The following is a 14,430-nucleotide window of genomic DNA, read 5'->3' as shown; positions in this document are numbered from 1 at the left end:
ATTCCTCTTAACTATTACTTATTTTATATCCTACACCACGTATAGTCTTTATTACATTGCCTGCAGTGGTTAGTTTCTGGCGCAATGTACGAATATGTACGTCTACTGTCCTGCTTTCTCCGTCAAAGGAGTAACCCCATATTTTATTTAAAAGCTGATCTCTTGTAAGGACAATTCCTTTGTTTTTTATTAAAAGACATAACATTTCAAATTCCTTTAAAGTAAGAATTACTTCCTTACCATCCACCTTTACTATATGCTTTGCCGGACACACATATAGATTATCTATTGTATAATCTGACTGATAGCTGTTAAATTTCGACCTTCTTAGAAGTGCCTTAACCCTTGCTACCATTTCCATCATACTAAAAGGTTTTGCAATGTAATCATCAGCTCCACTTTCTAAACCGTTTATTTTATCATATTCACTGGTTTTGGCTGTTGCCATAATTACCGGAACCCTTTCCGTCATGGGATTTTTTCTCAGTTTTTGAAGTATCTCTATACCGCTTTCTTCCGGAAGCATCACATCCAGAATAACCAACGACGGCATTTTTGTATTTAAGGCTTTCCAGAAATCCGATGGTTTTTCAAAGCCTTCTGCCTGTATTCCTGTACTATTTAATGTATATGCAACCAGTTCTCTTATACTGCTGTCATCTTCGACTAAATATACCATCTTACCGTCCTCCTTTATTCCAGAATAATCCTCTTTTGTAATTTTTAAGTTAATCCTATGTAAATTTTAGGTCAAATTATAAATTAATTATTCACCTTCATAATGAGTTCCTAAAATGGAGTATTCTACCCATCCGGCAATATTTGTGGCATGGTCACCAATTCTTTCCAAATACTTGGCAATCATAAGAGTGTCAATACATTCCTCTCCACCTTCAGTATCTTCAGCAATTTTAGAAATAAGTTCTTTCTTTATTTCATCAAAATAGTTATCAACTACATCATCACTTAAAATAACACTTTTTGCCTTATCTAAGTCTTTGCTTACAAAGGAATCAACACTTAAAGTTACCATTTTAATAACCTCATTTGCCATATCATTTAAATGTACCTGATATTTTAAATTGCTGTCCTTTATGTATTTGGCAAGTTCCACTATGTCTGATGCCTGATCACCAATTCTCTCCATGTCCGATATCATTTTAAGGGCTGAGGAAATCACTCTTAAATCCCTTGCTACCGGCTGTTGTCTAAGTAAAAGCTTCATACAGATATTTTCAATAACTCTTTCTTTTCTGTCAATTTCAGCATCTGTATCAAGAACTTCTGCCTTTAATTCCTCATTGGCATGGTCCATTGTCATTTTAATTGCAGCAGCTATAGCCTGCTCACATAATTTTCCCATTTTAATCATTTCATCATTAAGATTATGCAACTGTTCATCAAATTTATTTCTCATAATTAACCAAACCTTCCTGTTATATAATCTTCTGTTCTCTTATCCCTAGGCATTGAGAACATCTGCTCTGTATCACCGAATTCAATTACTTCACCTAATAAAAAGAATGCTGTTTTGTCTGATATTCTTGCTGCCTGCTGCATATTATGGGTTACCATAATTACCGTGTAATCCTTTTTAAGTTCCACAGCCAAATCCTCTATTTTGGATGTAGAAATAGGGTCAAGAGCTGATGTAGGCTCATCCATAAGAATTACTTCCGGATTAACTGCCAATGCCCTTGCAATACACAATCTCTGCTGCTGTCCACCGGACATTGCCAAAGCACTCTTTTTAAGTTTATCCTTTGTTTCATCCCAGATTGCTGCCTGCTTAAGTGTTTTCTCCACAATCTCATCTAACTTAGCTTTAGAGTGAATACCGTGGGTTCTAGGCCCGTAAGCAATATTGTCATATATGCTCATTGGGAACAAATTAGGCTTTTGGAAAACCATTCCTACTCTCTTTCTAAGAATATTTACATCTATGTTTTTATAAATATCTTCACCGTCTAAGGTGATAAGTCCCTCAATTTTGCAATCCGGCACTAAATCATTCATTCTGTTAAGTGATTTTAAAACTGTTGATTTACCACATCCTGAAGGTCCGATAAATGCCGTTATTTCATTTGGCGGTATATTAAGATTTACATTTTTTATTGCATGAAAATCACCGTAGTGAAGTTCCATATTTTGTATGTCAAATTTTTCCATTTTTTATTCCTTCCCAACTTTCTTTGCTGCCAGACCTGACAGTCCGTTAATAATTAATACAATTACAAGAAGTATTACTGCCGTAGCATATGCCTGATTAGTATACAATCCTTCATTTAACAGCGAATACATATGTACTGCCAAAGTTCTGGTAGATGAAAACAGACTCTTTGGCACTTCTGCCACTGTTCCTGCTGTAAATATAAGAGCTGCACTTTCTCCTACAATTCGTCCAATGGCAAGAATTACTCCCGATAATATTCCGGGAATTGCTGCCGGAAGAACAATAACGAATATTGTTCTAAGCTTTCCTGCCCCAAGTCCATAGCTTCCTTCTCTAAACATATCAGGAACTGCCAAAAGAGATTCCTCGGTAGTTCTTACTATTGTTGGTAAAACCATCATGGTAAGGGTAAGTACACCTGCTAGCAGTGAGTTTCCCCACTTAAGTAATAATACAAATACAATAAATCCAAAAAGACCAAATACAATAGAAGGAATACCTGCTAACGTTTCCGTTGTAAGTCTTATTACCTTAACTAATTTTGAGTTTCTCTTTGAGTATTCTACCAGATATATTGCTGCTGCAATTCCAATAGGTACTGCTAATAACAGTGTTAAAAATACCATTATAATTGTGTTTATAATTGCCGGCGTCATTGATACATTTTCCGTATTATACTTCCATGCAAATAAATCCGGTGTTATATATGGGATTCCATTTACAAGTATGTATATAACCAGATAAATCATTGATGCCACCGTAATTGTAACGGCTAATAATATTAAAATGAGCATAATTAACGAGCCCGGCTTTCTCAAATATTCTTTTACTTTATTCATAACCATTCTCCTTAACTCTCACTTCTTCTATTTAAAATAGAGAAACATACGTTTATTATTAAAATGAATACAAATAATACGACCGCCGTGGCAATAAGTGCCTTTCTGTGTAACCCTGTGGAATAAGCCATTTCCAACACAATGTTAGTTGTAAGGGTTCTTGTCCCGCTAAGAATGCTGTCCGGAAAAATCGGCTGATTTCCTGCTATCATAACCACCGCCATTGTTTCACCAATTGCTCTTCCCATTCCAAGAATTATTCCTGACATAACTCCTGACTTAGCAGCGGGTATCACTGTTTTAAATATGCTTCTTTCCTTTGTTGCTCCTAGCGCCAGTGCCCCTTCAAAATAACTGATTGGCACTGCTCTTATAGATGATTCCGCAGTGTTAATTATGGTAGGGAGGATCATCATTCCAAGGAGGATAGATGCTGCAAGAATCCCTTTTCCGCTGGTACCAAATATATCCTGAATAGCCGGAACTATCGCTACTAAACCAAAGAAACCATATATAATAGAAGGTATTCCGGCCATCAGGTTAATGATAGGTTTTATTACTTTATATAATGTAGAGGGACAGTATTTTGCGAGGAATACTGCAGTAAGAAGACCTAGTGGTACACCTATTATCATTGCACCTGCAGTAACATAAATACTGCCAATAATCATTGGACCTATACCGAATATTCCCTGCCCCGGCTTCCATTCCGTTCCAAAAAGAAATTTGATAGGCCCTATTTCCTGTATTGCCGGCATACCATTGGCAAACATAAATATACAAATAAGTACAACTGCCGCAATTGATATACATGCACATACAAGAAACACTATTTTCATTAAGAATTCTAATCCTTTATTCAAACTAATTACTCCTTAACTAACTATGCAAGAAGCACCGCCCATTAAAATGGTACGGTGCAATCCTGAAAAATCATTCACTATTTAACGTCTTCCCACTTTGTTGTCTCGCCTGTATAAATTCCCTTAATCTGGTCACTTGTAATATCTGTTAATGGGTTAGCGTTGTTTACGATAACTGCGATACCATCCATTGCAATCTGTTTTGATGTAAGACCTGCTGATAATTCTTCATCCTTTAATTCTCTAGATGACATACCAATCTGTGCTGCACCTTCTGTAGCTGCCTGGATACCTGCTGAAGAACCTGATTCCTGAATTTCAATTGTTACATCGGGGTTAATTGCTGTGTAAGCATCTTTGATTTTGTCCATAAGCGGTGAAACTGATGTTGAACCTGCTAATTTAATCTTACCCTTCTGCTTGCTGCCTGTATATTTTCCTTCCGGAGTAAGTCCAATATATCCTTCATCATTTACAATCTTCTGTCCTTCTTCGCTCATTACGTAAGAAATGAAGTCTTTATCTAAATCTGAAAGCTTATCCTCCTTGTAGCAAATGTTAAATGGTCTTGATACTTTATATGAACCTGCCTTAACATTTTCTGCTGTTGCCTCGGCTCCGTCAACCTTAAGTGTCTTAACATCTGTTGATAAAGAACCAAGAGACACATAACCGATTGACTTTTCATTCTGACTTACTGTCTTAAGCATTACTGATGTACTGTTTGTGATTTCTGCTGTCTGGGTTGTAATGTCGTTATCCTGATCATCAACTATTCCCATAAGTTCTACGAAAGCTCCTCTTGTACCTGAGCCATCCTCTCTTGAGATAACTGAAATGTCTCCGCTCAGTGCTGTTGATGCATTTGTTCCTGCATCTGTTGTCTTATCATTTGATGAACTTCCACATCCTGTAAATGCCATTGTTGTAATAACTGCTGCAGTCATAACTGCTAAAAATTTCTTTCTCATTCTGTTTTCTCCTTTAAAAAATCAATTATTTGTTTCCTTTCACGATGTATAATATTAGACTTATGTAAAAAGCAATGTCACGTTAATGTTAAATCTATTTAAAATGTAGTGGGATTTTTGTTTTTTGCTTTTCAATGGTACCACACGGCTGGTATCTTATTATGATAAAACTTAATTAAGATTGATAATAGTAAAGGGTCTGGCGCTGCCAGACCCTTTAACTTCATTTTCAATCCTAATATTCTTCAATTGTATATTTTCCGGTAGGTGGATTGTCTTTAAAGAACTGCTCCACCTGTGAGTCTTTCTTACAGTGAATCGTCAAACCTTCTAAGCCTTCCTCTGTGTCAAATATTCCTTTTTGCATATTTTCCACAGTTTCCGGGAAATATATATCCTTTATTTCACTGTCACCAAAAGCCCATGTTTCTATTTCATTTACACCTTCTTCAATTACTACCGTATCAATTTTAGAAAAAGAAAATGCTCCGCTTTCTATCTTTTTAACATTAGAAGTAATTGTAACTTTTTTCGTATTTAATCCTCTTTGATAGTCAGCGGACATGGCATTTTCGGCTATTGTATTTACTTCCTTCGGAATAGTAATTTCTGCTGCATTTCCAACATATGCTAAAAGATTTCGCTCTCCGTCAATTGCGAAACCATTATCGTCAACCATTCCTGATTTTTCATAATACCTGTTGGTTGAAAGATTAGCTTCTAACTGGTCTGCCGCACTATCCTCCCGGGAGAAATAATCAATCCTGTCATTGTCATTATCTTCCGTGTAAAAATATTTCCGAAGCTCATATTCCGATACGTTATCTTTATCTATTACATCCTTAAACTGCTCTTTTTCATCAAAATAATTCATGTAAATAGCCTTATTTCCCAGTTTAAGCTTATGATTTTCTATGGTATAAGAACCTGAATCCATCTTATTTCCAGACAAATCCTTTTCTTCATATTTACCACCCTCAGTAAAAGAGACAACGGTTATTTCATCCAAATCAACCTTGTACCACTTGCCTGCAATACTTAGTTTGTCATAATCAACTACGTACTCATAATTGCTATTTTTAATATATCTAATAATCCCAAACATGCCAAAAATAACAAGAATTATTACAACATCAATTATAAGAAGTCTTCCGGTGGTGATTTTTCTGCCGCCTTTTGCAGCGGATGTTTTTGGCTTATCAGCAAGATTTGTTCCCTTAGCTGAACTCATCCTTTTAACGGGATTTAATCTTCTAATGCCAGACCTCTTCTTCACTCTTCCTCTAAAATGTATCTTAGTATGATTCTTTATCTTCCTAGTTGTCCGGATAGTTTTATTATTTATGAGTTTTATATTCTTTTTAATAACAATTTTACTTTTGCTCATTATATCTAAAACTTCTTTCTTAACCTTATTTATTATTTTGCATTAACTATTTTCCGGTTTTAACCTTTTTAGTTGCTGACCAGCTACCGGTTATTTTGTAGCCAAACTGATACCCCACTGCTCTTACTCTGATATAATACCTTGTATTTTTCTTTAGGCCCTTTATGGTATATCTGTTGGTTTTTACGGTCTTGGTTTTAGCCTTCTTAAATTTGTTGTTAGTAGAATACTGCACCTGGTACTTTGTGGCATTATCCACTTTTCTGTATCTTATTGAAACCTTATATTTTTTAGACTTCTTTGATAATTTTTTAGCTTTGCTTACAGAAGATATCTTTGCTTTAGCAATTTTAAGCGCCGGCTTAGGTGTGGATTTCTTTCCATCTTTATTTAAATAAGATGCATATGCTAAATACTTTCCTTCTTTAAAATCAACCCCTAAATAAACCGTAAACTTAGAATACTTAAGGGCAATGGTGCCCTGAGACTTTAAGCCGTTGTTTTCCTCACGGTTGGTGGAATTTTCCTCTATTGTACGAGGTGCACTGACACTTGCTATATGAACAAGGGACGCTCCGGTAGCTTTTTTATTAATATTTCCAATATTTAAATTAGAATTATACTTCTGCTGGTCATACGCCCAGTGGGAATGTCCGCTAAACATGGTAACATTTGGATACTTATTTAAAAGTTTTCTAAATCTTACCTCATCAGAATTTCCAAATATATATGTCAAGTCATAAGTGTATCCCCCCGGATTTTTGAGATTTCCCACAGCCTTTGTTGCATCTCCCTTTTCATCTGCAAAATATGTGTGGAAAAACAGGTAAACATTTTTATTGGCATATGTATTTAGATTTTTCTCCAGCCAGTTAAGCTGCTGCTCGCTTACAATAGAAATATTTTTTCTGTAAAATCCCCTTGTCTGACTGAAAAATATAAATATATCACCATTTTTTTCGTAAACAAAATCAACACCGTTAGAACTTATTGTACGGATATTTTTGTCAGAAGTTCTTTTAGTATTAACCTGCTTTGCAAAAGACTTAACATGTGCTTCCTGACTTCCGGTCCAGGAAACATCATGGTTTCCCATACATGTATAAACCGTCATGCCGGGATATTTATTTATGGCATTATTAAATTTTTTGTAGGAATCATCCTCACCCTGATTACTTAAATCTCCTGTCATTCCTACAAAATCAATATTTCTGTCGTTTATAAATTTAAGGGCATTATTAAAAGCCGGTACTGAATCATCCTGTGAATAGTCATTATATCTGTTAAAGTGAACATCACTCATAAGACCAAAACTATAGGAAACCTTTCCCTCATTAAACTGTTTGCTTTCCGGTATGTCACACTTGTAAGGAGTTTTGGTTTCTTCTTTATAAACAAGAACTTCCTTTGCTCCCTCAGGTATAACTAAATATGGAGAGGTAATCCGATAACTGCCCTGATATTCACTGTTATTATTTACCTCGTCTGTAGTGATTGTGCCAAATTCCGTAAACTCAATGTTATCATATTTTAATTTGTTACCTTCTCCGTCGCCCCAGTATAAGTCGTATGAAGCTTTCTCATTGGTAACCAGCTTCACGGTGCCATATGCCGATGCTGCATTAAAGTTGGCAAAATTATATGTTACTCCCAAATCTATAGGAGCCGCACCGGTAACTGTGGCTAACGCTCCTAAAGGATATCTGGAAGAAAGCCCTAATACAAGTACTATAATAAGCACTAATGATACAAAACGTGCTTTAAATGCTCTATTATTTGTCATCTGTTCATATTCCTCCCGCTAAATGTATTACTGGCAAAGCTTTGCCACTATCTGGTTTATAACTTTTCCGTCGGCTCTTCCTTTAAATGCCGGCATTACAGTTTTCATAATCTGACCTTTGTTCTTTGTAGCAATAACATCAGCGAATTTTTCAGTAAGTTCAGCTTCTACCTCTTCTGCACTCATAAGCTTTGGTGCATACTCATTAAACACATCGTATCTTGCCTGATACTCTTCAATTAAATCTGTTCTGTCGGCAGGGCAGCTGTCAATCTGTTCCTTAACTGTCTTTAATTCCTTTAAAATAACTTTATTTACCATTTCTTCAGGAATATCCTCCCTGCATCCTGCGTCAATCCCTGCTTTCTTTACCGCCTGAATCAATGCTGAAATTGATTCCTTTCTAGCTTTATCTCTAGCCTTCATGGCTGCAATCATATCTTTTTGTAATACTTTAATATCCATTACTTAATACCTCTCTTTCTCTATCTATTCTACATTTCAAAAATTCTATGGTCAACCCTGTATATGTCTTTTTTTAACATATTCACAGAGACTTTTTATTTTCTTTTTCCTTTTTTTACGGCAGCTTTTTCCTTCTTTATCTGACGGGGTTTTATAAGGCATTTTTTATCAAAACCAATTAAATCTTCCCTGCCTGCAATATGAAGTGCTTCCTTTACCAGCTTGTAATTTTCAGGCTTACGATACTGCATCAATGCCCTTTGCATAGCCTTTTCGTGAGGATTTTTAGGCACATACACCGGCTCCATGGTTCTTGGATCAACTCCGGTGTAATACATTACCGTAGACATGGTAGATGGTGTCGGGTAAAAATCCTGAACCTGCTGGGGATTATAGCCTATATCCCTTAAATACTCAGCTAACTTTACTGCCTCCTTCATATCAGAACCCGGATGTGAACTCATAAGATAAGGCACAACAAACTGTTTTTTCCCTTCTTTTTCATTCATTTTATAATACTTGTCTATAAACTTCTCATAAACACAATGAGGTGGCTTTCCCATATAAGATAAAACCTTATCTGAAATATGCTCCGGTGCCACCTTAAGCTGCCCGCTTATATGGTATCTTACAAGGTCGTTGAAAAACCTGTCATTCTTATCCTCCATAATATAATCAAACCTGATACCTGAACGGACAAAAACCTTCTTAATTTTGGGAAGTTCCCGAAGTTTTCTAAGTAATTTTAAATATTCACTGTGGTCGGTATCTAAATTTTTACACGGAGTCGGCCACAAACACTGCCTGTTTTTACAAACACCTGAAGTAAGCTGTTTCTTACATGATGGATGGTAAAAGTTGGCTGTAGGACCTCCCACATCATGAATATACCCTTTAAAATCAGGCATTTCCGTTATTTTCTTTGCTTCATTTATAATAGACTCATGACTTCTTGTCTGAATAATTCTTCCCTGATGAAATGTTAATGCGCAAAAACTACATGCCCCAAAACATCCCCTACAACTTGTAATGGAAAATTTGATTTCCGAAATAGCAGGTATGCCTCCATCCTTTTCATATATAGGATGATATGTTCTCTCATATGGCAAATCATAAACATCATCCATTTCCATTTGGGTAAGTGGCTCCTGAGGTGGATTTTGCACCACATACACTCCGTTAGGGTATGGTTCCACTAATGTTTTTCCATTATAAGGGTCTGTATTTTCACTTTGTATCTTAAAGCTTTTGGCATAATTTAACTTATCCTCCTTCATCTCATCAAAAGAAGGAAGGATAATCGGGTCATATGCTAAAGACAAATCTCTTGTTTTAAAAACCGTTCCCGGTATATAGGTAATATCCTTAACATCCATTCCGCTATCCAATGCATCTGCAATTTGAACTATGGATTTTTCACCCATTCCATAACAAATAAGATTAGCCTGGGAATCTAACAAAATAGAATGTTTAAAGCTGTTACTCCAGTAATCATAATGTGCCATTCTTCTAAGGCTTGCCTCTATTCCTCCTATAATGACAGGCTTATTCTTATAAGTTCTGCGAATGAGATTTGAATATACAACTACTGCATGGTCAGGTCTTTTTCCTATAACTCCTCCCGGAGTGTAGGCATCTGTTTCCCTTCGTTTTTTTGAAACATAATAATGATTTACCATGGAATCCATGTTCCCACTCATTATTAAAAAACCAAGCCTTGGTTCTCCCAGAATATTTATGCTGTTGTCGTCCTTCCAGTCCGGCTGTGAAATAATCCCCACAGTGTATCCATGTGCCTGAAGAACCCTGCTGATTATGGCATGACCAAAGGATGGGTGATCCACGTAAGCGTCACCTATAATATATACAAAATCCAGCTGTTTAATTCCCTGCTTTTTCATATCTTTTTTTGAAATCGGTAAAAATGCCATAATCTTCTCCACTCCATAAATCTCTTATTTGTTACCTGACATCCTTATATCATAGTATATAAAATGATTGCTTTCAACGGATACTTTAATTAATTAAGGTATTTATTTAAGACTTGCTTCTGCTTCCTCTAAGCTTTTGTAACCCTGCATCTTAGCAGTGTTTTCAATAGTCATTTCTGCTAAGTTTTTATTGTTTTTATATAAATCCACAATAAAATCTGCATACATAAGCAGAAGCCTGTCTGAGTATGTCAAAAGCTCTCCCTTTAAGTAGGTTTCATAGCTGGCATTATACTCATAGTCAGCATCACTGGTAATATCCCTTGCATTAGCTGCAAGCTTCGGGTAGCTTTTGGCAAAATCCTTCATCCATTCCACCTGAATTTGTGCAATCTGATTTACGATTTCCTTTGCTTTTTCAGATTTTGGTGGGAAATTATCCTTAATTTCCTCATATTCCTCAGGCACCGTACTTTCCATCATTCTGCCATACTTTTCAGTAATCATATTTATGCCTTTTTCCTTATTATCAAGCCACAAATCCCTAATTGTAATAAGCATGTCATCTGTCCATGTAAGATACTGGCTTTTTCTCATTACATAAAACACCGGCCAGTTATCCTGACATTGTGCCCTGCCCCCTTTATTATTTACCTTGTCAAAAGCGTCAAATTCCAAATGAATAATATCGTTAATTACCTTTTCCCTGTCAAACTCTGCCTTGCTTACAATTTCCGGCACATAATCATTTAGAAAATCAGAATTTATATTATTAACAATTCTCTGATTCTTAAGCTCATTTATTATCATTTTGGCAACTTCTTCTATAATAACTGCCGCCTTATCTTCTTTATTATATGAGGTATTATCATAAGCATAATTATCCCATACCGCCTTCTGGCTGTTTAATACCGACAATTCTTCTAATAAATTCATAACCTGCGGCATAAGTTTATACTTCTTAATTCCTGCTGCCATCCACTTGTAATACGGAGAATACATGCCATTTAAAATATATATGCAGTGCATGGTACTTTTAATAAACTCCGATATACATATATTGGCACTAACATAATCTTTTCTTGCCATTGAACGGCCATAATTACTTTGACCTGTCTGTGCCATTTTTGACACTTCTCTGGCTAACTTAATGATTCTTGCTTTCTCCGGCTGACTTCTGAAGTGATTTCGTATATCTGTAAAAATACCCTCATTATCTCTAAAAACCTCTCCGTTAGTCACTGTTGCTAACTTGTCATCATCAATATCTATCCACTGGGAAACCTTTTCGGGACTTTGTCTGTAGCCTGTGTATTTTTCGTAAAAGTCTCCAATAAGGCATACTCCCAATCTGCCTTTAGCCATTTCAGTGTCCATTCGTCTGACACCCATATATTCTTTAGGCAACTTCTCATATTCTGCCTGAAGTTTTTCCCCTATAAGGTCGTAAGTGGACTTAGTTACCCACATGGAAAATCCCGGCCCGAAATCATGGTCTCTTGAATAAATATCATCAAATCCAAACCGTTCTGAACCTTCTCCCACAAATCCCACGGCAATTTTATCTTCATATTCTTTAAATTTTTCAGCAATCATAGGTGCTCCATATTCTTCATAAAAGCCCTTGGCAAGCTGCAACCCCGATATGTTTTTTTCCGTATTCCTGTTTAAATTTCCTTCCATGTTTTTAAGCTTATTTTCTACCTTTTCCAAATTATCTTTGGTAATTTTATAAGCTGTTCCTTTTCCCATGTTAACTTCTATTTCCCCTAAAGCTTCCCTGTATAAATTTTCTGCTTCATAGTACCGGTGCTTTTTACACATTGCCCCTGCCATGGCACATAATGCCCCGCTATAATGGAAGTTCTTAACTTCATCCCTGCGGTATATTTTCAAAGCCTTATTTAAATATTCAACGGCTTCATCCACTTTATCTAATTCCACTAAAGATGCCCCTAAATTAGAATAAGTGGTGGCAACCTCTATTTCTGCCCCCTGTATATTTTTAATAATAGAAAGAGCTTTTTTCAAATGTGCCACTGCTGTTTCATAATCTCCTATTTCCTGATATAAAAGGGCAATGTTGTTATGTAAACTTGCAAATCTGTAATCATTACTATCAATGTTTCTTTCGTATATTCTAAAAGCCTCCATATAACACTGAAGTGCTTCTTTTAGCAATCCTGCTGCTCTGTGGGCATTGGCAATATTTTGAAGGGAAGTTGCATAATGGACACTTCCCTGTATTCCCATTTTCTGCATAACGTCAATGCATTGATGACATGCCTTAATGGATTTCTCATACTCACTAATATCCCTGAAAAATCCCATCATTTCATTTAGAATGGTAAACTGAGCAGAAAGGTCATTTTCCCTTACAGCCTCATTGTAATTTTCCTCCAAAAAAGCCGGAACTTCATTTATTTTTTTCTTTTCAAATAAATTATCTAAACTATTTAAAAACTTCTCAACATCCATAACTGCCTCCAAATCCTATATAACCTAACTATACACGTTTCTTTACGGCGGAAACTACTCCAAAAATAATAAACACAGCTAAATTTACCACCACTACGCTAGCTCCTGCCGGTATTGAAAATACATATGAACATATGAGTCCTATGGTAAAGTTTATAACTGCTAAAATTGCCGAACAGATAGTTACACTGATAAATGACTTAAATATTCTCATTGATGTAAGCGCCGGGAATATAATAAGACTTGATATTAACATGGCACCCATCATTTTTATTCCGATTACCACGGTAATTGCCGTGAAAATTGATATAAGGGTATTGTAGTTTCCCACTTTAACTCCCGTAGCCTTTGAAAAGTTCTCATCAAAGGTTACCGCAAAAATTTTGTGATAACAGAATATAAACATTACAATAACCACTGCTGATAAGCACACGCTAATTACCACATCATCCTTTGACATGGCAAGTATACTTCCAAACATATAACTATATACATCTGTGCTAAGACCTGTTGTAAGTGAGGTTACAATTACGCCTATGGCAAGTGCCGATGCCGATACCATGGCAATTGCCGCATCACTTCGCATTTTGCCGTTTTCCGCTAATCTAAGGAGCAAAAATGCTGCCACAATAACTACAGGAATGGCAAATTTAATAGGGGCGAATCCACAGGCTACCGCAATGGATAATGCTCCAAAGGATACATGAGATAACCCGTCACCTATCATGGAATATCTCTTTAAGACAAGGCTTACTCCTAAAAGTGCCGCACAAAGGGAAACTAATACACCCCCAATGAAAGCCCTCTGTATAAATTCATATGAAAACATCTGACTAAGCATTTTCGCCACCTCCTAAAAACATGTTTGACACATTGGATTTCTTATATTCTTCCACTGTTCCGAAGAAGTCATTTTCCTGCTCTAAATGAAGAATATGGGTAGCATATGTCAGTGCGTTTTTTATGTCGTGGGTTACCATTACAATGGTAACTCCCTCCTTGTTTAATTCCTTGATTGTATCATAAAATTCCAATGCTGCCGCCGGGTCTAAACCGGTTACCGGCTCGTCTAAAATAAGGGCGCTGTCTGTGGCACATAATGCCCTTGCCAATAATACCCTTTGCTGCTGACCACCTGAAAGTTCCCTGTAGCAGTGCTTTTTTAAGTGTGCAATTCCTAATTTTTCCAAATTAACCATTGCCTCTTTTTTGTCCTCTTTGCTGTAGAAAGGACTTTTATGCCTTGTGTTTAGCACTCCTGACAACACAACCTCCCACACACTTGCCGGAAAGTCCCTTTGTGCCTGGGTTTGCTGTGGAAGATATCCTATACCTTTTTTGCTTTTTTCCGCGTTAATACTTATCTTTCCCTGCAAAGGACTAATAAGCCCTAACAAAGTCTTAATAAGCGTACTTTTTCCTGTTCCGTTCTCTCCTACTATGCAAAGATAATCTCCCTGATTTATACTGAAATTTACATTTTTTGCAACTATTCTGTTTTCATATCCTAATGTTACATTTTTACATTCTATATTCATTT

At 36.2% G+C, this 14,430-nt stretch carries 13 protein-coding genes; all 13 read right to left on the bottom strand.

Going from position 1 to position 14,430, the window contains the following annotated elements; genetic code table 11:
* Positions 1-7: 7 nt before the first annotated feature.
* Positions 8-679: a response regulator transcription factor gene (locus DWW68_RS04980; protein WP_118589115.1), complete on the bottom strand. Its 672-nt coding sequence runs from the start codon at positions 677-679 to the stop codon at positions 8-10.
* Between the two features lie 87 nt (positions 680-766).
* The gene (phoU, locus tag DWW68_RS04975) at positions 767-1,417 is read right to left on the bottom strand and encodes a phosphate signaling complex protein PhoU (protein WP_118589116.1); all 651 of its coding nucleotides are present in this window, start codon (positions 1,415-1,417) and stop codon (positions 767-769) included.
* 2 nt (positions 1,418-1,419) lie between these two features.
* On the bottom strand, positions 1,420-2,169 hold the full coding sequence (pstB, locus tag DWW68_RS04970; protein WP_118589117.1) for a phosphate ABC transporter ATP-binding protein PstB: 750 nt from the start codon (positions 2,167-2,169) through the stop codon (positions 1,420-1,422).
* Between the two features lie 3 nt (positions 2,170-2,172).
* Entirely contained in the window at positions 2,173-3,018 is an 846-nt protein-coding gene (gene pstA, locus DWW68_RS04965) for a phosphate ABC transporter permease PstA (protein WP_118589118.1), read from the bottom strand.
* Between the two features lie 5 nt (positions 3,019-3,023).
* Positions 3,024-3,851: a phosphate ABC transporter permease subunit PstC gene (pstC, locus tag DWW68_RS04960; RefSeq protein WP_118589193.1), complete on the bottom strand. Its 828-nt coding sequence runs from the start codon at positions 3,849-3,851 to the stop codon at positions 3,024-3,026.
* 101 nt (positions 3,852-3,952) lie between these two features.
* Entirely contained in the window at positions 3,953-4,846 is an 894-nt protein-coding gene (locus tag DWW68_RS04955; protein WP_118589119.1) for a substrate-binding domain-containing protein, read from the bottom strand.
* A gap of 235 nt (positions 4,847-5,081) precedes the next feature.
* Positions 5,082-6,122, bottom strand: a complete 1,041-nt coding sequence (locus DWW68_RS04950) for a leucine-rich repeat domain-containing protein (protein WP_158576811.1) — start codon at positions 6,120-6,122, stop codon at positions 5,082-5,084.
* 157 nt (positions 6,123-6,279) lie between these two features.
* Positions 6,280-8,016, bottom strand: coding sequence for a metallophosphoesterase (locus DWW68_RS04945; RefSeq protein ID WP_118589121.1), 1,737 nt, complete (start codon positions 8,014-8,016; stop codon positions 6,280-6,282).
* Positions 8,017-8,043: 27 nt separating this feature from the next.
* On the bottom strand, positions 8,044-8,481 hold the full coding sequence (locus DWW68_RS04940) for a GatB/YqeY domain-containing protein (RefSeq protein WP_118589122.1): 438 nt from the start codon (positions 8,479-8,481) through the stop codon (positions 8,044-8,046).
* 95 nt (positions 8,482-8,576) lie between these two features.
* Positions 8,577-10,412 carry a YgiQ family radical SAM protein gene (locus DWW68_RS04935; RefSeq protein WP_118589123.1) on the bottom strand — a complete coding sequence of 612 codons (1,836 nt, stop codon included), beginning with the start codon at positions 10,410-10,412 and terminating at the stop codon, positions 8,577-8,579.
* 102 nt (positions 10,413-10,514) lie between these two features.
* A complete protein-coding gene (locus tag DWW68_RS04930; protein ID WP_118589124.1) occupies positions 10,515-12,890 on the bottom strand; it encodes a DUF4125 family protein in 2,376 nt (791 codons plus the stop codon).
* A 28-nt stretch (positions 12,891-12,918) separates the two neighbouring features.
* Complete coding sequence (locus DWW68_RS04925) at positions 12,919-13,731, bottom strand: metal ABC transporter permease (protein WP_021953717.1); 813 nt, start codon at positions 13,729-13,731, stop codon at positions 12,919-12,921.
* The gene (locus tag DWW68_RS04920) at positions 13,724-14,428 is read right to left on the bottom strand and encodes an ABC transporter ATP-binding protein (protein WP_118589125.1); all 705 of its coding nucleotides are present in this window, start codon (positions 14,426-14,428) and stop codon (positions 13,724-13,726) included. The genes DWW68_RS04925 and DWW68_RS04920 overlap by 8 nt, the downstream gene beginning before the upstream one ends.
* Positions 14,429-14,430 lie beyond the last annotated feature (2 nt).

It is taken from the genome of Eubacterium sp. AF16-48, assembly GCF_003479405.1.
GTDB lineage: Bacteria > Bacillota > Clostridia > Lachnospirales > Lachnospiraceae > Eubacterium_G > Eubacterium_G segne.
The sequence above is the reverse complement of the archived record's forward strand: the minus strand, read 5'-3'. Positions and strand labels throughout refer to the sequence as shown.